Below are 20991 nucleotides of genomic sequence, written 5' to 3'. Positions count from 1 at the left end.
TTCTTATTACTCATTACTTATATTTTATGAAAGGAATTTTATTAGTCAATCTCGGCTCGCCTAAATCTACCGAAGTTAAAGACGTTAAAGAATATCTCGACGAATTTCTGATGGACGAGAAAGTGATCGATTACCGATGGTTTTTCCGTTCGCTTCTGGTACAGGGCATCATTCTGAACACACGTCCGCCGAAATCGGCAGCAGCGTACAAAACTGTCTGGACGGACGAAGGTTCCCCATTAATTGTTATTACCCAACAGATTCAGAAAAAATTACAGAAGCTGGTTGATGTTCCGGTAGAAATCGGGATGAGATATGCGGAACCAAGCATTGAAACCGGAATCCGAAAACTGACAGAACAGGGCGTTACAGAGATTGTCCTTTTCCCACTGTATCCGCAGTATGCGATGAGCACCACGGAAACAGTAGTGGACAAAGCGGAGGAAGTGCGAAAAAAATTCTTTCCCAATATTAAAATCAATTACGTTCAGCCTTTTTATAACCGGGAAATTTATATCGACTGCTTAACGGAAAGCATCCGCGAGAAACTTCCTGAAAATTTTGATGCGCTGCAGTTCTCCTACCATGGCGTTCCGGAAAGACATATTTATAAGACTGATCCCACGAAAACCTGTAATCTGAACGACTGCTGTTCCCGTGAAAGCAATCCGAGTCATCAGTTCTGTTACCGTCACCAGTGTTTTAAAACCACAGAAATGGTGATCACAAAATTAAATATTCCGAAAGAAAAAACGGTAGTTTCTTTTCAGTCACGTTTGGGAAAAGACAAATGGATGGAGCCTTACACCGATGAAACTTTAGAAAACTTACCAAAAAAAGGCGTGAAAAACCTTGCCATTGTTTGTCCGGCTTTTGTATCCGACTGCCTGGAAACTCTGGAAGAAATCTCCGTGGAAGGAAAAGAAGAATTCCTTCACGCAGGTGGCGAAAATTTCCATTACATCCCGTGTCTGAATGATGAAGACCGCTGGATCGAAGTAGTGAAGACGCTTTGCGAAGAAAAACTGGGTGAGTTTTATCTGGTGTAACAATGAAGTATTTTTTCTTAACTTTGAAATAATGAATATCACTGTTGAGCAACTTACAGAAAAACTGAAAACACTCCCTGAGCACTTTCTAGAAAGAGTTTGGGGATATATTGATGCCTTGGCTGAAGAAAAAGACCACACTGAAATATCTGATTTGCAGAAAACAGTTGTTGCCGAAAGACTTAACGAATATAGGAAGAATCCAGATTCAGGAATTGAAATTGATGATGTTTTTAAAGAAATTGAAAAAAATTTCGAGTGAAAATTAAATTTACGCCGGAAGCGCAATTTGAGTTTCATGAAGCTGTGATATTTTATGAAACGAAACAAAAAGGTCTGGGTAAAAGATTTTCTGATGCCATCAAAAAAAGCCTTTATTTCATTGCTGTAAACCCACTCGGTTCAGAGGTAAAGTATCTTGAAATCCGTGTCACCACAGTAAAAAAATTTCCTTTTACCATTCATTATTCCATCGAAAACGATGTGGTTTTAATCATTGCTGTTTTTCACAGTTCCAGAAATCCAAAACAAAAAGACTAAACCTTCCTAGCCCCGATAGAAGCGGCATCCTTTTGTGATGAGGAACGAAGAGCAAAAGATATAGCGGATAGCGGGAAAAAGCTTCTTAGAAAATTAACGGACCGGCGCTCTGAATTCGCCATAACCTAACAGGCCATCATAGTTTCGGCCGAAAGGTCTGTAATAAAGGTAAGCCTGATAAAGATTTTCGGTCTGCCAGAAACTGCCGTTGATTTCTCCGAAATTCAAACTTCCGTCTGCGTTTTTGGTTGCGAGGATATAATTGTAAAATCCCTGTTTCAGGTAGATTTTTGCAATGAATTTTTTGGCTTTTTCATCGTAAAGCATTTGATTTTCCTTGCTTGGAATAAAATCATTAAAACCGCCAAGAACATAGATTTCCTTATCCGTTTTTTCGGAATCAAGAGCGAAATACACCCAGGAATAATCAGCTTCTTTATCGGCAACACGCTCAATTCCCAAATCGTTTCTGCGGAAATAAAAAGCACCATTTACATCCGGCTGATACTGGTAATTCAGTGGGAACGCCCAAACGGGGTGCAGATAAGTATAATTGACACCGTCCACAGATTCAGCGCCTGCAACCATATCAAAAGCGTTGTTCAAGTTTTTATTGTCGTAATAATAGAACTCATTATTTCCGGGAAAAGTGAGATTCATCTGCTGAAAAAGAAGCCTGTTTCCTAAAGTTGAACTGGGTTTCTGATCGAGAACGCAAACATTCCAGTTGTTATTCTGCACGACATTTAAGCTCATAGAATTGATGTTCTGCATCATGGCCGCGCTGTTACCGGTTGCCTGTACTTCTACTCTTTGGTTGATATCCGGTCTTCTTGCGTCTGAAGTCCGGCTGATATTCAATCCCAAGCTGGCACCGTCTTCGACAACCGAAAATCTTTTGGTGAAAAGCGGTTTGTTTTGGGAATCCTTATAGACAATAATTTCAAAATTACCCGAAATCTTAGGCTGAATTTTATCGTTCGGAAAAGCCAAAGTATAATTGGTATAGGGCTGCAGAGTATTAAATGAATACTGAAACTGGTCGATGAGAGCATTCAGGCTGCCGTTGGCGTATTCGGTGAAAAAAAGGCCGTCATCCTGCCAGTTTCTGTCAAAATGCTTCAACGTGTACCGATAAAGCGTATTGGAATTGGAAAGATCATCAAACTTTAAAATCAACTGTTCGTTGAAACCGATAACCGGTGTTTCATCATTGGTTCGGGGATTGAACAGCTGAATGCTCCGGATATCCTGTCCGAAAGCAAAAGAATAGATAAAGAGTAAAAAAAGCGGTAAAAATTTCATTCCTACGAAGTTAACGAAAAATGGGCCAATTTGTTGTGCTCACGGCATTTCATTATTGTTAAAATCGTATTTTTGAAGTCAAATTTGATTCAGATGTTACATATAAAGTCTTTCGCTTTCAATCCGTTTTCGGAAAATACTTATATCGTTTTTAATGACGAAAAAAATGCATTCATTATCGATCCCGGAAATTTCACCGACGCGGAAACTGCTGCCCTCCAAGGATTCATTACAGAAAACCAATTAAAAATTCAGAATATCTTATTAACGCATGCTCATATTGATCATGTGCTTGGGTTACAGAAAATGCATGATTTTTATAAAGTTCCCGTTCTGATGCACGAACTCGACAAAGAAATTCTCGACAGAAATCCGATGAACGCAAGGCAGTTCGGATTTTTCTTTCAGCCTTTCGAAGGTGAAATCAGATATCTGAAAGAAAACGAGACCGTGAAACTGGATGAAGATGAACTGAAAATTCTGCATGTTCCGGGGCATTCTCCGGGAAGTATTGCGTATTATTCAGAAGCCGGGAATCTTATTATTTCGGGCGATGTTCTGTTTGAAGGAAGCATCGGGAGAACCGATTTATACAAAGGAAATCATGAGCAGTTGATTGAAAGCATCCGGACGAAGCTTTTCGTTCTTGATGATGAAACCAAAGTGTACAGCGGCCACGGAAATCCGACGGCAATTGGTTTTGAGAAAAATTACAATCCGTTTTTCAAATAAACGTGAATAGGAAATATTCATAAAAAAATGAACGCGCCTGAGGCGCGTTCTTACATTTATTTCCATTTGATGCCGCAACCCAAACTTGGTCGCTGCAATTCTTCCTGAGGTTCACCTGCGAGAAGGTTTTCAAAAGCAATGATCAGGTCTTCGCCGGTAATTTCCTTGTGATTTCCCGGTCGTGAATCATCCATCTGTCCGCGGTAAATCAGATCAAGCTTTTCATCGAAAAAGAAAAAATCCGGAGTACACGCAGCGTCGTATGCTTTTGCGATTGCCTGGCTTTCGTCATACAGATAAGGAAACTCGAAATTTCTTTCCACCTGAAATTCAGCCATTTTTTCAGGAGAATCGGCAGGATATTTCTCGACATCATTCGCGTTGATGGCGATAAATTCAATTCCTTTTTCGTTGTAATCTTCGTAAAGCTCAGCTAATTTATCAATGATATGCAGCACGAACGGACAGTGATTACACATGAAAATAACAAGTGTTCCTTTCTCGCCTTTCAAATCGTCCAGTGACTGAATTTCGTTGGCATGCGAAGGATTCGGAAGTTCAAAAAAAGGAGCTTTCGTTCCCAGCTCCAGCATATTGGAAGGTGTTTGTGCCATTTTTATTAAATATTAAGGTTTGATGTTTAAATTTCCAAGCAAAGATAAGGATTCCTGAAGGGAATTTTCAAAATTTACCCAATGGATATTGGTTTCTTTGCGGTACCACGTCAGCTGTCGTTTTGCAAACCTCCGTGAATTTTTTTTAATTTCCTCCACGGCAAAATCTAAAGTCCATTCTTCATCGAAAAACCTGAAAAGTTCGGCATATCCAACGGTCTGCAATGATAAATTATTTCTGTACGGTATAAGAGATTTCACCTCATCTACTAAACCTTCGTCCATCATTTTATCCACCCGCTGATTGATTCTTTCGTAAATGATTTCGCGCGGCGCTTCAATCCCGATTCTGATGACTTCAAAACCGCGTTTTTTCACCTGTTTGGAAATGTTTTCGGTATAGGTTTTTCCGGTTTGCCAAATGATGTCAATCGCTCTTAATAGTCTTCTCGGATTATCTTTGTCTACTATTTTGAAATATTCCGCATCATCATTTTCAAGGATGTTCTGTAAACTTTCAATTCCTTCTTCACTGAGGATTTTTTCTAGTTTTTCCTGATTTTCTGCGTTGGCTTCGGGTAAATCGTTAAGCCCTTCGATGACGGCTTTTTCGTACATCATGCTTCCGCCAACTAAAACGACAACATCTTTTTCCTTAAACAATTCCTCAATTTTCTGAATAGCCTCTTTCTCAAACTGACCAATTGAATAATAATCTTCCACCGAAAGATTACCGATAAAATGATGTGGAACTTCCGACAGCTCCTGCGGTGAAGGTGTTGCGGTTCCGATTTTCATTTCTTTAAAAAACTGGCGTGAATCACAGGAAATTATTTCGGTACCGAAATGTTTTGCAATTTCGATAGCGAGTTTTGTTTTGCCGATTCCTGTTGTTCCGATAATGGAAATAAGTTTTTTCATTGCGGCAAATTTCCTGATTTTTTTTGAATTGAACTAAACCTGACCAAAACCCTGTTTTGAACGGAAAAGAGCAGAATTTTCAAAGAGGATTACGTGAAGATTTTCGGAGAAGAACCGCCTGTTCTTCTAGCCCCGATTGGAGCGGAAATCCTTTTTTCTAAAGGGCGGCCGCTTCGCGGCCGCCATTTAGAAAAAGATTGAAGCGGAAAGCGGGACAGAACATGGAAAGACAAAAGCATTTTATTGCTCCCAAAAGAAAACCGCTCAAAATGAACGGTTTTATATTAATTTGTAAGCCTAACTTATAATTTCTGCTTCTGTAATTTTATTGTCGCCTTTTAAGGATGCTTCCCAGGCGACGAACTTTTCCGCTTCGGTCATCAGCATCGGCATCGCCAGTGCCAGAATCGCCAGATCGTCTAAAACGCCGATTACCGGAATCCAGTCTGGTAAGATGTCGAGAGGCGAAATAAGATATATAAAGGCGAGACCCGGCAGGATTACATTTTTGTATTCGGGTTTGTAGCCTCCTTTTGCCATCACCGATTTGAACATTCGGATAATTACGGGAATTTTTCTGATGAAGCCTTTGTGTTTGAAAGCTTCTTTAGCAAGTGCAATTTTTGACAGTTTCATATTTGTGTTCTGATTTTTAAAACGCTATGTATTTCTCAAATTCTGTACCAAGTTTTCGTAAATTAAGTTAAATTATTTTGTAACATTATCGATGAATTCGTGAACAGATTTGCTGTTCCAGTCTTTGGAAGCGTCTTCTTTCAGAAGAATTCTTCCGTTTTTATCCAGCAGAAATGTCGTAGGGAAAACTTTCGGCAAAACATTATTGGTAATCGGACTTTGAGCGATATAAACGGGAGCCGTGTACTGGTTGTCCTTCATAAATTTTAGCACCGCAGCTTCCTCATCCTGCATCGCAATAAGGACAAAATCTATTTTCTGCTTTTTCGAATCATAGAGTTTCTGAATTGTTGGCCACTCTTCGCGGCAAGGCGGACACCAGGTTCCCCAAAAATTGAGAAAAATAAGTTTATCTCCTTTAAAATTTTTCAGGTTGGTACTTGGAACGTTGATGCCTTTAAGCTGAATATCCAAATCCTCATCCTTCAGCGTAATTGCATTTTCTATTGCCGCTACCGGAAACAACATGTCTTTCAGTTTCAGTTTTACAGAAGGAAAAAGATACAGTATTGCAATAATACCTGTAGCGATGATATAAAAGAGATTTTTTCTTAAAAAGGTCATGTTAAATTAAATTTATAATTTCTTCGATCGCATCCGCGCCTCTGTTTTTGGCATAGTAAACCTGTAAATCGTTGTAAAACTCTTCACGCGGATAGGTTTCTTCGTTTTCTTTGAATTTTTTCAGCAGATCCATACCGTATTTTGGTCTTGGTCCCCAGTCACTTTTCAGTGTTAAATCATTATTCAGTATTAAAACTTTAGGAATCGACTGTGTGCCGTTGGTAAGAAACTGATCAATTAAGGTAAGATCAGAATCTCTGAGGAAAATTCTCACTTCGTTTCCGGCAGCTTCAAAAAATTTAGACACCGCAGGAACGGTTGCACTTGCATCACCACACCAGGGTTCAGTAATAATTAATATTTTTCCTGTGAATTTTTTTGATTTAAATGCTTCCTGTGTTTCGGGACTTATTTTAAAAGTTTTCAGCGTACGCTCCATTCTCTGAAGACCCAGTTCATAGTACTCCTTGTAACCGTCGTTCTCTCCTGGATTTTCCGCGCGCTGTCTTGCAACTTCCATATACTCTTCAAATGTGATGGCATTGTCCCAATACTTTTTCATAACTTAAAATTGAGGTTTATCTTTTTATAAATGATTTAAATTCTTCTTATCCGGTTGATCAAAAAAAGGTCCGCGAGAACAAAAGCCGCCAGATTTTCTACAATGGGCACCGCTCTGGGTAAAACGCAGGGATCGTGTCTTCCTTTTCCTTCTACGGTGACAGAATTTCCGGCTTTATCAATACTTTCCTGAGGGCGTAAAATAGTGGCAACCGGCTTAAAGGCAACTCTGAAATATACATCCATTCCGTTGGAAATACCTCCCTGAATACCTCCCGAAAGATTGGTTCTTGTGGAAAAATCTTCGTTAAATAAATCGTTGTGATCTTTGCCGGTCATTTTTGCACCGCAAAAACCACTTCCGTATTCGAAACCTTTTGCAGCGTTGATATTCATCATTGCTTTCGCGAGTTCTGCCTGCAGTTTTCCGAAGACAGGTTCGCCAATTCCCACAGGAAGATTTTTAATGACACAGGTAATGGTTCCGCCAATTGTATTTCCTTCTTTTTTGATTTCTTTAATTTTTGAAATCATTTTTTCTGCCGTTTCAGCATCAGGGCAACGGACATCGTTGGAATCAATCTGAGAAAAATCTAAATCCTGATATGGTTTCTCGCAGAAAATCTCACCGACAGAAGAAACATAAGCGTTAATTTCTACATTTTCCGGGAGAAGCTGTTTGGCTAAACTTCCTGCAACTACCCAGTTTACCGTTTCGCGTGCAGAAGATTTTCCGCCGCCGCGATGGTCCCGGATTCCGAATTTCTGATCATAGGTAAAATCAGCATGACTTGGCCGGTAAGCATCGGCAATGTGGCTATAGTCTTTGGATTTTTGATTTTCGTTTTCAATGGTAAATCCTATTGGTGTTCCGGTGGTTTTGCCCTCGAAAATTCCGGAAAGAAATTTTACAGTATCACTTTCTTTTCTTTGGGTAACAATCGCAGACTGTCCCGGTTTTCTGCGGTCGAGCTGATGCTGAACCTCTTCCAGATTGACTTCTAAACCTGCCGGAAAATTATTGATAATTCCACCATAAGCGATTCCGTGACTTTCTCCAAAAGTAGAAAGAGTAAGAAAATTTCCTAAATTGAACATGTTACAAAGTTAATTAAAAGTTGCGAAGTGAAAGTCATAGAACGGGCAAGGCTGCAATTTTTACTCATGATTTTCAGCAGGAAATTTTTGAAGTATCTTTTTGATTTCAGTCTTTTCTTCATTGGAGATTTTTCGCCAGATAAAACCATCTTTCAATGTTTTCCCTTTCAGCTTGGGAAAAATTCCGGCATCCAGATCTTCCCGGATAAACTGTGGTGAAATAGCGGGAAGTGGCGTATCAAAACTGAAGGGATATTGCGCTACGATGTTAAACTTCAGATTCCCAATCTGATGAGTTTTATATTTTTTAAGTTCGAAACAGGAAGGTTTATAAAACTGATTTTTACTGAATCCTGTCATGTAAGTACCGAGCCGGAAACTGGGCAGACAATTTTTCACGAGATTCGGGAAAGAAAGAAACACTCCGCATATTACAGATAATACAGTGAAAGTCATTATCGCAAACCGTTTTGAAAACGTCTGATAAAACAGCACGAAGAAAACAACGAAGAAAACATCAATAAAAAACCGGTACTGCGCGGAAAACAAGAGTATCAAAATACTTTTAAAGCCAACTGAAATAAAAATCAGCCAAATAATTTTTGATTTTCTTCTTACAGCAAAAATTAATAAGACTATTAAACTTATAATAAAAGACTGGTGAATCCAGCCTTTGATCCCATTCAGAAAAAGCCAGTTTTTAATATAATCAAATGTGGAAAACTTCACAATGTCTCCGTATTGATAATTCATATCAAATGTTTTCATGATTGCCATTTGCGAGGAATTTTTCAACAGTCCCGCGGCCGGCTTCCAGGATAATCCAAGATCTAAGAACTGAACAGGAAAAACGGGAAAACCGAAAGTCCAGATATTTTTAAATACGAATAAACCCAGCAGTAAAACTCCGGGAAGCATGAATTTTAAGTTTGATTTTAATATTAACACAGAATAGAGAAATACCAGAATCGGAAGCCAAATCACCGTAGGTTTTATCATAAAAATAAAGACCGAAAACGCAAACAGTGAGCCCACATTTTTATTTAAAAACAATATTTCATTTAAAACGATCAGGGCAAAAACGATCACCGGCAGATCAGGACTTGGTGACTGCGAAAACAGAAATAAAACCGGCAGAAAGACAAGATGTATCCAAGACTTTTTCTCAAATATATAAATAAGATAAAGGATCAGGACGATTACATTTAACCTCAGGAACGGATCAGAAAAATTTGAAAATCCCGCCTGTAAAATATGCCATACAGACATTTGTCCAAGCAACAGATCGAGATTTGAAATTCCCTGCACAAGACCGAATTCGGAAATCCATTTAACCGTTGGGACATAATATCCAAAATGATCTAGTATAAAGGGAAAACCGGATCCTGCGAAAACCGTAATGAATGAAATAAAAAAAAAGGTAAAGCAATTTCTCCATTTAAAAAGCCGCAACTCTCTATATATTCTAAAATAAAAAAAAGCCGATAACCCCAGGATTACCGTCACTATTTCAATATTAATATTCAAAGGGTAAAAAAGTGCAGTTCCAGTCCATATCACTGATACCAAAAATATCCCACTGAGTAATTTTGACGAAAATCCTCCGAAGATTTTACCAAAAAATTTCTGGAAGATCGCTCCATAACCTGCAAGCACAGGAATGAGAATAATCAGTGAAAAAACAATATACAGCATAAAAAAAGATTGCTTAAAAATAAGCAATCTTTTTCTTTATATCTATTTCCTAAATTAATTTCGTGGCTGTACTCTACCATCTTTTCTATCACCGGCTCTACCAATGGTATAACCTGTTGCTCCACCGATGATACCTCCGATTACAGCGCCCGCACCACGGTTCTTTTTACTGATAATGGCACCTGCAGCTGCTCCACCTACAGCACCAATGATGGTACCTTTGGCAGCCTTACTCATTCCCTGTTTCTGAGTAGTTCCCTGAGAAGTTCCGGCATAAGTTCCGGAGTTGGATCCTGAAGAACTGGATGAGCTTGATGATCTTGCTCTTCTTGGCGTATTATTTACGTAAACCGTTTTGGTTTCTCTGATAACCTGTGGTTTTGCGGCAGCTCTTGCGGCATTGTCTTTAGCAATACTGTCGGCTTTTTTCTGAGTTTCGTAAGCCATTTTTTCTTTTTCGATGGCTAACTTCTGTTTTTCAATATCAAGCTGTCTTGCCTGAAATTCCATTTTCTGCTGTTCCAGAGATTTCTCAGCAACGGTGTTATCCTTTTTACAGGCGGTTAAAGTCAAAATTGAAATTAATCCGGTAGCTATTATATTTTTTACTGCAAAACGGGTCTTTGCTTTCTGTGATAATTCAAATGTAGGTTTCATATTTTAAATTTTAATACTTATTATATATAGCAGTATGCCAAAAACAGAACCAAATGCGTGTTAAAGAAATGTTAAATATTATAATCTTTATTAAAAAACAAAAGCAAGTAACTGATTTTCTGTTACTTGCTTTTTCTTGAGGTTCCTAGCGGATTCGAACCGCTGTAGATGGTGTTGCAGACCACTGCCTAACCACTCGGCCAAAGAACCATTTGGGTTTGCAAATATAGAAAATTTTTAAAAACTAAAGAAACAAAATCAAAAAAAACCGCCTACATTCCCTGAACTTGAAGTTTCAGTTGTGCTTCTGTATCAATTACCGCAGTAATTCCAGATGGGTTTAATAAAATTTTCGACGGTTTCAGCTTATAAACTTTTCCCTGCATTTTCAGGCCTTTGTAATATTCTTTATTAAACGTTTCTTCGATACTTTTTCGGGATGAATCTTCCAGTTCTGCCGTGGGAATACCATACTCATCTTCAATCATCTTTACTATTTTTCCCTGAAACAGTAAGGTTGCGGTCTTCTGCAGAATATTTCTTGTCTTTAATTTGTATTTGGTATCTGTCAAAACAATTTTTCGCCTAATTTCATCATATACAGGAATTCCGGAAATATAGGAAACACCCTCTACTGTCCCTTCAGTTGTAGCTTCTATCATTATTCTTTCTTCCTGACCGTATACCTTAACTGAAACAATTTTTACTTTTGATTTGCCTTCACGGAAATCAAATTCCTTTCCTAAAAACATATTTTCAGCAATTTTAGTTGCTTCGGTAAACGGAATATTTGCAGTAGTCTGCAGTAAAAATTTTTGCGGTAATGTCTGGACTGAATTAAAATCAGCGATTGTTTTGACCACAGGGTTTGAAGGAGGTTTCTGTCCTGTAAAGGTTTCTGAAAAAGCATCAATTCCGATGTTGGCTTCAATCTGATTTCCGTAAAAAACCAGTGAGGAAACATTCACACTCACCGGTGTGATCTTCAGCCAGGTATTGTAATCTTCCGAAATATTGAAAGGCTGGGAAAACTGATTCCAGGCCATGACGGCGTACTGCTGAAAATTCAGCTGAGAAAGCATCATTTCATCAATGGTCCTGCAGAAATCAGCCTGCTGTTTTCTTAAACTTTCTTCCACAAAGGAAGTAATGGGAATCTGTATTTTACCAAAATCAAGCACCGGTTTTGTTACCCATTTAAAACCCATCGGCGATGTTTTCGTCAGCACCGTCCAGTTGTTATTGAAATTTACCTGCATATTAAAATACATTACCGTTTCGAAAGTCGTATTCTGGTAAGTGTAAACGCCTAAAGTTCCGAGACCTTTTTCAGCCCAGATCTTCAACGGAACTTCGATTAAAAGATTCTGTTTTGTTCCGCCAACCAATCTGATGGGGCGCGTTTTCCATACTTTCACTTTAAACTGATCATTATTGTTATCCGTATAGGAATTGTCTTCGAAAATCAGGTTTTTCACCGAGTTATTGATCACATTGCCAATCTCGGAAAGCGGAATTTTCACCGGCATCGTGACCGATGATTTTATTTTCGGGAAATTATAGTCGCTTTGAGAAACGGCGGTTGTGTTTTGCTGAGAGAATAGCTTCAGAACAAAAAACAGAAAAAGAACAACTATAAATTTTTGCATTTTTATATTTTCAATCAAACGCAAATTTCACTAAAAATCTGATATATCGTTTAAAAATATCTGGATTATTTATTTTAAGTATCATCAAAATTATTAATCCGTTTTTAAAGGCCGTATTTTTGAGGTCTCTATTAAAAGATTAAATAAAAATGAAAAAATTTGAAATATCAGTTTTGGATCTGGCTCCGGTAAAACAGAACAAAACCATTCACGATACTTTTAATGACAGCCTTGGTTTGGCAAAGTTTGCAGAGAGACTTGGTTACAAAAGATTCTGGCTTGCCGAACATCACAATATGGCGAGCATCGCAAGTTCAGCCACTTCAGTGCTGATTGGTTTCATTGCCAACGGAACTGAAAAAATCCGGGTAGGTTCGGGAGGTGTTATGCTTCCCAACCACAGTTCACTGGTGATCGCCGAACAGTTCGGGACTTTAGAGAGTTTGTTTCCCGGAAGAATTGATCTGGGTGTGGGAAGAGCTCCCGGAACGGATGGTTTAACGGCGAAAGCTTTAGGAAGAAACCCGATGATCATCAATGAGCAGTTTCCGCGGCAGATAAAGGAGTTACAGCAGTATTTTTCTGTGGAAAATGCTGACAGTTTGGTAAGAGCCATTCCCGGCGAAGGCTGCGATATCCCGATTTATGTATTGGGTTCGAGTACTGACAGCGCGTGGCTGGCTGCAGAAATGGGCTTGCCATACGCCTTTGCGGGACATTTTGCTCCTGATATGATGTCGCATGCATTCAATATTTACAGAGAAAATTATTCACCGAGTGAGAAATTCCCGGAACCTTATATTATCGCCTGTGTGAACGGAATTGCAGCGGAAACGGATGAGGAAGCTAAAAAACTGACCACCACGCTATATCAGGCATTCCTGAATATCATCAGAAACGACAGAAAACCTTATTCGCCACCCGTGGATGACATGGATGATGTTTGGAATCCGATGGAAAAAGCGCACGTGATGAAAATGTTACGCTACAGTTTTATTGGAAGTGAAGAAACAATCAAGGCACAGCTAAGCAGTTTTCAGGAAGCTTTTCAGGTGGATGAACTGATGATTACGGCGCATATCTACGATCAGGAAGCAAAACTGAGGTCATACGAAATAATCAGAAAGGCGGTAGATTCTCTAAATTAATTTTTTCGGGATATGTAGGTTCTTAAATCTGATGAATTACTTGGAAAGAAGCAAAAAGCTGCGTCCCGGCTTTAGCAGAGCTCTTTTAGCGGAGCGAAGCGGAGCAAAAAAGCGGGAGCGGAAGACGGATCAAGACGCCCAAATAATCATTGTCGCTTTTCTTAAATCTAAGTATCTTTGCATCATCTAAAAAAGTAAAATGTCTGATATTAAACTTAATACGATTCCGGAAGCGATCGAAGACCTGAAAAACGGTAAAATCATCATCGTTGTTGATGACGAAAACCGCGAAAATGAGGGGGATTTTCTTTCCGCAGCGGAATTAACGACTCCAGAAATCATCAATTTCATGACGATCCACGGAAGAGGTCTCATCTGTACGCCACTTCCCGAAAAGAGATGTGACGAACTGGGCCTTGATATTATGGTGACACGGAGCAGCGACCCGAAAGAAACAGCCTTTACGGTTTCTGTGGACCTGTTAGGCGACGGAGTTTCTACAGGAATTTCAGCCAGCGACCGCAGCAAGACGATTCTCGCGCTGATGGACGAGAAAACAAAACCTACCGATTTCATGCGTCCGGGACATATTTTCCCGCTGAGAGCAAAGAAAGGCGGCGTGTTGAAAAGAGCGGGACATACCGAAGCAGCAATAGATTTAACCAAACTTGCAGGCTTAAAAGAAGGCGGTGTGATTTGCGAAATCATGAATGATGACGGTTCGATGGCGCGGCTTCCTGAGTTGGCTGAACTGGCAAGAAAACATGATCTGAAAATTATTTCCATTGAAGATCTCATTCATTATCAGCTGAAAAAAGGTGACCTGATTGAAAGAATCGAGGACAGAAAGGTAAAAACCTTCTATGGCGATTACGATTTCTTTGCTTTTAAAGAAACCAGTACAGACCAGATCCATTTTGCATTAACGAAAGGAACCTGGGTAGAAAACGAACCGGTTCTGGTGCGTGTTCAGGCGTCCAATTCTTATTTTGACGTTCTCAGCAGACTGACTGCCGGCGAAAAACCTTTGCTGGAAAAAGTAACAAAAATGATCAATGATGAAGGGAAAGGAGCCATTATTTTCATCAATAATGTTTCCAATGCTGAAAATACACTGAGAAAACTGCAGCAGTTTATCGATTTTCAGGATGGTCAGGAACAGAGGCCTACTTTAGCTTCGAACTTCCATGATTATGGAATCGGAACTCAGATTCTGAAGAATCTTGGCATCACCAAATTCCGGGTAATTACCCAGAATGTAAACCAGAAACCCTTAGTAGGCGGCTATGATGTGGAGGTGACGGAGATGGTAGAATTGTAAAAAGCCAAGTTAAAAGAATAAAGAAATCCCGGTTCGTGAGAATCGGGATTTTTTAACTTTAATCCCGGATTGCGCCGATCCAATTTTATACGGCATTTTTCTTTAATTCAGTTTGCAGATTAGTAAAGAAATTTTCCAGTTCAGAAAGTTGAGTCTTGTTAACTTGTGATTTTACAATTTTTAAACTTTTATTTTCTGTTTTAAATGTATATTCATCTGCATAATATTTCACCTCTTCAATATCACTGATTTTAATTTCCTTTTGTGGAATTGAAAACAGTTTAATTTTTTCATTAGTAATTTCAAAGTATTTATTTAGATATTCATAAGCAAACATCATTAAATACAACAGCCCAAGAACAATGAAAAGATAATGATTCCATTTCATATTTTCTTTTTCAAAAAAATAGCTTGAACCAATAATAGTCCAAAGAATACCTAATACTAAATTTAAATAAAGCCTTTTATTAGCGTATGAAAATTTCATAAATTTTATCTGCATAAAGTTGGTTCAAAATATCGTGTAATTCTCAAATATGCGAATATTAACTCAATCTACAAAAACTTAGAAAACAAAAAAATCCCCGGTTCGTGAGACCTGGATTTATTATGCTTAAACTTTGTCAAAGCTTGGAGCTTTGACAAAGTGGTATAACGATATTTACATTAATTTACTGGTTTCCGTAAACATATCTTTTTTATTTAAAGATTTTATTATTTTTATCGCAATCTAAAAACACAATATTATGCCGATTAACAATTTGAACAATGTGCACCTTACCGAGGCGCAGATTACCGCCGCAAAAGATGCCCTAACCCAGTTAGAAGATGCATTCGCGCTGCTCAACGTAACGCTTACTCCCGCCGAACGCAGTACGTATGGCAGCGTAAACGAACAGAACAAACTGCTGGTGAACAAAGTGTGGGATTACCGCCGCAACTCCCCCAACCTTTCGGTACCTGATCTCGAGTGGGACGAATTTGAAAAGGATTACAACAGCCGCCTGGCCATGGAAAATTTTCAGTACCGCCTGGATGCCCTGCAGGAAAGAATTAAAAACGCCAAAATTCTGCACGATTACGACAATTACCAAAGCGCGCTGGATGATTATGCCTACACCAGCTACAAAGCAGGCTCGCAGGCACCGGGCTACGAAACCAAACTGACTGAAATGAAACAGTTTTTTAACCGCTCGGGTAAAGGAAAAGAAAAGCCCGCTCCCCATACCGAAAACCCAACACCATAATTTGATCCCCGGCGAGAGTCGGGGATTTTTGTTCCCCGAAATTCCGATAAGCGCCCAGGTTTGCGGTCTCAACGTGAAAAGATGCGGTCCTAAGGCTCAAAATTGAGGTTCACTGGGTCAAATTTGAGGTTCACTGGTTGAAAAATTGGGCTTCGGGGTTCAAATTTGGGGTTGGGGACCTCATTTTTGGGGTTCCTAACCTCATTTTTGGGGTTCAGAGGCCCAAATTTGGGGCTCGGAGCCTCAAGTTTGGAGGCTAAGTCTTCATTTGGGAAGTCCGGGGCAAATAACTATCATTTTATTTGGAATCCCCACCCCATAGCCCTGATCGCAGCGGCATCCTTTTTTGGTGGCTGAGGCCCCCGAAGCCACCAAAAAAGATACAGCGGAGAGCAGGTTCCCGGCTACAAAAAAAATCCCGGCTCATTACTGAACCGGGATTGCTATTTATAAAACCTTGTTAAGGTTCAGAACCTTGACAAGGTTGGGTTTTAGCATTAATTATGCCTGTACGTTGTTCTGTCCTAATACGAAAGGCTCCACTTCTTTGATTTCACCGAACTGCTGCTCGTAGTTAGCGATGTTTTGCTGCAATGCAGAAAGTACTCTTTTTGCGTGAAGCGGTGCCAAGATGATTCTTGATCTTACTTTCGCCTGCTGAACACCCGGCATTAACTGGATGAAATCTACAACGAATTCTGACGGAGAATGGTTTACTAAAGCCAAGTTTGCGTAAACTCCTGCTGCTACCATTTCGTTAAGTTCGATGTTGATGTTGTTTGGATCCTGATTTTGATTTTGATTGTTGTCCATTTTAATGTTTTTGTTTAAAGTTTTATAGTTTCCCGTTTCAGGTTCACAAAGTTAATATTAAACCCGGAACCTGAAACCTGAAACCAATTATTTTTAATTAATGTCTTCGAATTCTTTTTTAGAACCTACGATTACACTTTGATAATCTTTAAGACCCGTACCTGCAGGGATTCTGTGACCTACAATTACGTTTTCTTTCAGACCTGTAAGGTAATCTACTTTTCCTGATACCGCTGCTTCGTTCAGTACTTTTGTAGTTTCCTGGAACGACGCTGCAGACATGAATGACTTGGTTTGAAGAGCCGCTCTCGTGATCCCCTGTAATACCGGCGTTGCGGTTGCAGGAAGCGCTTCACGTACTTCTACCAATGCTAAATCTTCACGTTTCAGTTTAGAATTTTCGTCTCTCAGTTCTCTTGCAGTAATCATCTGACCTGGTTTGAATTCTTTCGAATCACCTGCTTCTGTTACTACTTTCAGTCCGAAAACTCTGTTGTTTTCTTCCAAGAAATCGAATTTATGTTCTAAAGCACCTTCAAGGAACTGGGTATCTCCACCATCAACGATAGATACTTTCGTCATCATCTGTCTTACGATGATTTCGAAGTGTTTATCATCAATTTTCACCCCCTGAAGACGGTAAACCTCCTGAATTTCATTCACCAAATATTCCTGAACGGAAGTTGGTCCTTTGATTTTCAGGATATCGTCAGGCGTAATAGACCCGTCAGAAAGCGGCGAACCGGCAGTCACGAAGTCATTTTCCTGAACGAGGATCTGGTTGGAAAGTTTCACCAAATATTTGGAGATTTCTCCTGTTTTGGCTTCAACGATCAATTCACGGTTACCTCTCTTGATTTTTCCGTAAGAAACTACCCCGTCGATTTCTGTAACCACCGCTGGGTTTGAAGGGTTTCTTGCTTCGAAAAGTTCGGTTACACGCGGAAGACCTCCGGTGATATCCCCTGCTTTTGCAGATTTTCTAGGGATCTTAATCATGACTTTACCAGCCTTAATTTTCTCCCCGTCATTTACCATTAAGTGGGCTCCGACCGGAAGGTTATAAGCTTTTTGCTCAATACCTTTAGAATCTACCACTTTCAGGGTAGGAACGGCTTTCTTGTTTCTTGATTCGGAGATTACTTTCTCTTCGAAACCGGTCTGCTCATCAATCTCCAACTGGAATGAAATACCCTGGATAATATCCTCGTATTCAACCTTACCTGCAGATTCCGCAATAATTACCGCGTTATATGGATCCCATTTCGCAATGGTATCTCCTTTTTTCACTTTATCACCTGGTTTAACCAATAATTCAGAACCGTAAGGAACGTTGGCAATCATTAACGGCGTTCTCGCTGCATTGTCTGCAACCAAACGGAATTCCGTTGAACGTGAAACCAGGATTTCTGCTTTCTTGCCTTCTTCGTTTTCTGAAGTTACTGTTCTTACCTCGTCCATTTCCACGATACCGTCACGTCTTGCAACAATCGATGGGTTTTCCGAGATATTTCCTGCTGTACCCCCTTGGTGGAAAGTTCTCAGTGTTAACTGAGTTCCCGGCTCACCAATAGACTGTGCTGCGATAACTCCAACGGCTTCACCCATGTGGATCGGCTTACCTGTTGCCAGGTTTCTACCGTAACATTTCGCACAGATTCCTTTTTTGGTTTCACAGGTTAAAGGTGAACGAACTTCCACTGCTTCAATTCCTGCTGCTTCAATTTTCTTAGCTAAAGCTTCGTTAATCAAATCATCAGCAAAAGCGATTACTTCATCCGTTTCAGGATCGTAAACGTTGTGAAGAGAAACTCTACCCAAAATTCTTTCGGAAAGTCTTTCTACGATCTCATCGTTTTTCTTTAACGGAGTAATTTCAGTTCCTCTTAAAGTTCCACAGTCGTTTTCAGTGATGATAACGTCCTGAGCAACATCTACCAATCTTCTGGTCAGGTAACCAGCATCGGCAGTTTTAAGAGCGGTATCCGCAAGACCTTTACGTGCACCGTGAGTAGAGATAAAGTACTCAAGGATCGAAAGACCTTCTTTAAAGTTTGCTACAATCGGGTTTTCGATAATTTCCGCTCCTGTAGAACCGGCTTTCTGCGGTTTTGCCATCAAACCTCTCATTCCTGAAAGCTGACGGATCTGCTCTTTGGAACCCCTTGCACCGGAATCAAGCATCATATAAACTGAATTGAACCCGCCCTGGTCGGTTTTCATTCTGCTCATAATCATCTCTGTCAATCCTGCGTTGGTATTTGTCCAAACGTCAATCACCTGGTTATATCTTTCAGTATCGGTAATAAGACCCATGTTATAGTTGGCCTTAATTTCGTCAACACTTTCTACTGCTTCCGCAATCATGGTTTTCTTCTCAGCCGGGATCACGATATCTCCTAAACTAAATGAAAGTCCTCCTTTGAATGCATTTGAATAACCTAAGTCTTTCATATCATCAAGGAACTTCACAGTCGTAGGGAAATCGGTATCTGCTAAAACTCTACCAATTACGTTTCTCAATGATTTCTTCGTTAAAAGTTCATTGATATATCCTGATTCTTTAGGTACAATCTGGTTGAACAAAATTCTACCAACTGTAGTTTCGGTCAGTTTTGTGGTAATTACCCCATCTTCTTTAATCGGTAATCTACATCTTACTTTAGCATTTAAAGAAACCTGTCCTTCAGCGTAAGCAATCTCTACTTCTTCCGGTGAATAGAAGGCTAAACCTTCCCCTTTCACTTTCATTGTATCTGTAGAATCTAACTGTTTGGTCATGAAATAAAGACCCAAAACCATATCCTGTGAAGGTACCGTAATTGGCGATCCGTTCGCAGGGTTAAGGATATTTTGAGATCCTAGCATCAATAACTGAGCTTCAAGGATAGCTTCCGGCCCTAACGGCAAGTGTACCGCCATCTGGTCACCATCGAAATCCGCGTTGAATGCCGTGGTAACCAATGGGTGAAGCTGAATTGCTTTTCCTTCGATCATTTTTGGCTGGAAAGCCTGAATACCCAGTCTGTGAAGCGTAGGTGCCCTGTTCAGAAGAACCGGGTGGCCTTTCATTACGCCTTCCAGGATGTCATAAACAACAGGTTCTTTTCTGTCGATGATTCTTTTAGCTGATTTCACGGTTTTTACAATTCCTCTTTCAATCAGTTTTCTGATGATGAACGGTTTGTAAAGTTCTGCAGCCATATCTTTCGGGATACCACATTCGTGAAGCTGAAGGTTTGGACCTACAACAATTACCGAACGCGCCGAGTAATCTACCCTTTTCCCAAGTAAGTTCTGACGGAAACGACCCTGTTTACCTTTCAATGAATCTGAAAGTGATTTCAACGGTCTGTTTGATTCAGATTTTACTGCAGAAGATTTTCTTGTGTTATCGAATAATGAATCTACTGATTCCTGAAGCATACGCTTCTCGTTTCTCAAGATTACTTCCGGAGCTTTTATCTCTAAAAGTCTCTTCAAACGGTTGTTTCTGATGATTACACGACGGTAAAGGTCATTTAAATCAGAAGTTGCGAAACGTCCCCCATCCAATGGAACCAATGGTCTCAATTCTGGTGGGATAACTGGAAGAACTCGCATAATCATCCATTCCGGACGGTTGATCATTCTGGTGTTTGCACCACGGATGGCTTCAACAACATTTAATCTTTTTAATGCTTCAGTTCTTCTTTGTTTTGAAGATTCGTTGTGCGCTTTGTGACGTAAATCAAAAGACAACGTATCCAAATCGATTCTTCTTAATAATTCTTCAACCGCTTCCGCTCCCATTTTGGCAACAAATTTATTAGGGTCAGAATCATCAAGATATTGGTTTTCAGCAGGAAGTGTATCAAGGATATCAAGATATTCTTCTTCTGTTAAAAATTCTTTATCATCAAAATCAGAACCGTCAGCTTTTTTAGCAATACCCGCCTGGATTACGACATATCTTTCGTAATAGATAATCATATCCAGTTTTTTGGATGGCAAGCCTAAAAGGTAACCGATTTTGTTCGGTAAAGAACGGAAATACCAGATGTGAGCCACAGGAACTACCAGACCGATGTGTCCGATTCTTTCTCTACGTACTTTTTTCTCGGTAACTTCCACCCCACAACGGTCACAAACGATTCCTTTGTAGCGGATTCTTTTGTATTTACCACAAGCACACTCATAATCCTTCACAGGACCGAAGATTTTCTCGCAGAACAGACCGTCTCTTTCCGGTTTGTGGGTTCTATAGTTAATGGTTTCCGGTTTTAAAACTTCACCTCTTGAATCCTGTAAAATAGATTCAGGAGAAGCAAGACCGATCGTAATTTTACTGAAATTACTTGTTTTATTTTTATTTGACATAATGCTTTTTGAATGTTAAATT

The 20991-nt window shown here is 39.7% G+C and carries 20 protein-coding genes and 1 tRNA gene; 7 read left to right on the top strand and 14 right to left on the bottom strand.

Annotated features, from left to right (window positions below; translation table 11 throughout):
- Positions 1 to 26: 26 nt before the first annotated feature.
- From hemH to KSK37_RS06400, 3 genes are read left to right on the top strand one after another with little or no spacing between them, the layout of a single operon-like run.
- The gene (gene hemH, locus KSK37_RS06410) at positions 27 to 1049 is read left to right on the top strand and encodes a ferrochelatase (RefSeq protein WP_217200224.1); all 1023 of its coding nucleotides are present in this window, start codon (positions 27 to 29) and stop codon (positions 1047 to 1049) included.
- A 31-nt stretch (positions 1050 to 1080) separates the two neighbouring features.
- Positions 1081 to 1311, top strand: coding sequence for an addiction module protein (locus KSK37_RS06405; RefSeq protein ID WP_217200222.1), 231 nt, complete (start codon positions 1081 to 1083; stop codon positions 1309 to 1311).
- Entirely contained in the window at positions 1308 to 1589 is a 282-nt protein-coding gene (locus tag KSK37_RS06400) for a type II toxin-antitoxin system RelE/ParE family toxin (protein ID WP_217200220.1), read from the top strand. Before KSK37_RS06405 ends, KSK37_RS06400 begins: the two co-directional genes overlap by 4 nt.
- A gap of 93 nt (positions 1590 to 1682) precedes the next feature.
- On the opposite strand, the gene KSK37_RS06395 is transcribed toward KSK37_RS06400, so the two are convergent.
- A complete protein-coding gene (locus KSK37_RS06395; protein WP_217200219.1) occupies positions 1683 to 2894 on the bottom strand; it encodes a type IX secretion system plug protein in 1212 nt (403 codons plus the stop codon).
- 93 nt (positions 2895 to 2987) lie between these two features.
- Here KSK37_RS06395 and KSK37_RS06390 point away from each other — a divergent pair, with 93 nt between their 5' ends.
- A complete protein-coding gene (locus KSK37_RS06390; protein WP_217200217.1) occupies positions 2988 to 3626 on the top strand; it encodes an MBL fold metallo-hydrolase in 639 nt (212 codons plus the stop codon).
- Positions 3627 to 3682: 56 nt separating this feature from the next.
- Here KSK37_RS06390 and KSK37_RS06385 read toward each other — a convergent pair whose 3' ends face one another.
- The 10 genes from KSK37_RS06385 to KSK37_RS06340 form a co-directional block, all read right to left on the bottom strand.
- Positions 3683 to 4240, bottom strand: a complete 558-nt coding sequence (locus KSK37_RS06385) for a thioredoxin family protein (protein WP_088359580.1) — start codon at positions 4238 to 4240, stop codon at positions 3683 to 3685.
- A gap of 12 nt (positions 4241 to 4252) precedes the next feature.
- The gene (miaA, locus tag KSK37_RS06380) at positions 4253 to 5161 is read right to left on the bottom strand and encodes a tRNA (adenosine(37)-N6)-dimethylallyltransferase MiaA (RefSeq protein ID WP_217200215.1); all 909 of its coding nucleotides are present in this window, start codon (positions 5159 to 5161) and stop codon (positions 4253 to 4255) included.
- 297 nt (positions 5162 to 5458) lie between these two features.
- Positions 5459 to 5797: a YkvA family protein gene (locus tag KSK37_RS06375; protein ID WP_217200213.1), complete on the bottom strand. Its 339-nt coding sequence runs from the start codon at positions 5795 to 5797 to the stop codon at positions 5459 to 5461.
- A 72-nt stretch (positions 5798 to 5869) separates the two neighbouring features.
- Positions 5870 to 6421, bottom strand: coding sequence for a TlpA family protein disulfide reductase (locus KSK37_RS06370; protein ID WP_088359576.1), 552 nt, complete (start codon positions 6419 to 6421; stop codon positions 5870 to 5872).
- Between the two features lies 1 nt (position 6422).
- The gene (locus KSK37_RS06365) at positions 6423 to 6983 is read right to left on the bottom strand and encodes a thioredoxin family protein (protein WP_217200211.1); all 561 of its coding nucleotides are present in this window, start codon (positions 6981 to 6983) and stop codon (positions 6423 to 6425) included.
- 35 nt (positions 6984 to 7018) lie between these two features.
- Entirely contained in the window at positions 7019 to 8080 is a 1062-nt protein-coding gene (gene aroC / locus KSK37_RS06360; RefSeq protein WP_217200209.1) for a chorismate synthase, read from the bottom strand.
- A 60-nt stretch (positions 8081 to 8140) separates the two neighbouring features.
- Positions 8141 to 9775 (bottom strand): LIC_10190 family membrane protein, encoded by a 1635-nt coding sequence (locus tag KSK37_RS06355; protein WP_217200207.1) that lies wholly within the window; start codon positions 9773 to 9775, stop codon positions 8141 to 8143.
- 54 nt (positions 9776 to 9829) lie between these two features.
- Positions 9830 to 10432, bottom strand: a complete 603-nt coding sequence (locus tag KSK37_RS06350; RefSeq protein WP_217200206.1) for a YMGG-like glycine zipper-containing protein — start codon at positions 10430 to 10432, stop codon at positions 9830 to 9832.
- Positions 10433 to 10571: 139 nt separating this feature from the next.
- A tRNA-Cys gene (locus KSK37_RS06345) sits at positions 10572 to 10642 on the bottom strand.
- Positions 10643 to 10704: 62 nt separating this feature from the next.
- Positions 10705 to 12081 (bottom strand): DUF4403 family protein, encoded by a 1377-nt coding sequence (locus tag KSK37_RS06340; RefSeq protein WP_217200204.1) that lies wholly within the window; start codon positions 12079 to 12081, stop codon positions 10705 to 10707.
- A gap of 149 nt (positions 12082 to 12230) precedes the next feature.
- Here KSK37_RS06340 and KSK37_RS06335 point away from each other — a divergent pair, with 149 nt between their 5' ends.
- Together KSK37_RS06335 and ribB are read left to right on the top strand one after the other, a co-directional pair.
- Entirely contained in the window at positions 12231 to 13229 is a 999-nt protein-coding gene (locus tag KSK37_RS06335; protein ID WP_217200202.1) for an LLM class flavin-dependent oxidoreductase, read from the top strand.
- A gap of 199 nt (positions 13230 to 13428) precedes the next feature.
- Positions 13429 to 14550 (top strand): 3,4-dihydroxy-2-butanone-4-phosphate synthase, encoded by a 1122-nt coding sequence (gene ribB, locus KSK37_RS06330; RefSeq protein ID WP_088359569.1) that lies wholly within the window; start codon positions 13429 to 13431, stop codon positions 14548 to 14550.
- Positions 14551 to 14635: 85 nt separating this feature from the next.
- Here the strand turns inward: ribB and KSK37_RS06325 are convergent, their stop codons facing one another.
- Positions 14636 to 15037, bottom strand: coding sequence for an EbsA family protein (locus KSK37_RS06325; RefSeq protein WP_144264865.1), 402 nt, complete (start codon positions 15035 to 15037; stop codon positions 14636 to 14638).
- 259 nt (positions 15038 to 15296) lie between these two features.
- On the opposite strand from KSK37_RS06325, the gene KSK37_RS06320 reads away from it, so the two are divergent.
- Positions 15297 to 15797: a hypothetical protein gene (locus KSK37_RS06320; RefSeq protein WP_217200200.1), complete on the top strand. Its 501-nt coding sequence runs from the start codon at positions 15297 to 15299 to the stop codon at positions 15795 to 15797.
- A 501-nt stretch (positions 15798 to 16298) separates the two neighbouring features.
- Here KSK37_RS06320 and KSK37_RS06315 read toward each other — a convergent pair.
- Together KSK37_RS06315 and rpoC are read right to left on the bottom strand one after the other, a co-directional pair.
- Positions 16299 to 16610 carry a DUF3467 domain-containing protein gene (locus KSK37_RS06315; protein ID WP_088359566.1) on the bottom strand — a complete coding sequence of 104 codons (312 nt, stop codon included), beginning with the start codon at positions 16608 to 16610 and terminating at the stop codon, positions 16299 to 16301.
- Positions 16611 to 16703: 93 nt separating this feature from the next.
- Positions 16704 to 20969, bottom strand: a complete 4266-nt coding sequence (gene rpoC / locus KSK37_RS06310; RefSeq protein WP_088359565.1) for a DNA-directed RNA polymerase subunit beta' — start codon at positions 20967 to 20969, stop codon at positions 16704 to 16706.
- Between the last annotated feature and the right edge of the window lie 22 nt (positions 20970 to 20991).

The sequence above is a fragment of the Kaistella soli genome (assembly GCF_019038595.1).
Taxonomy (GTDB): domain Bacteria; phylum Bacteroidota; class Bacteroidia; order Flavobacteriales; family Weeksellaceae; genus Kaistella; species Kaistella soli.
Note: the sequence above shows the minus strand (reverse complement) of the source record. Positions and strands in the feature narration are given on the sequence as shown.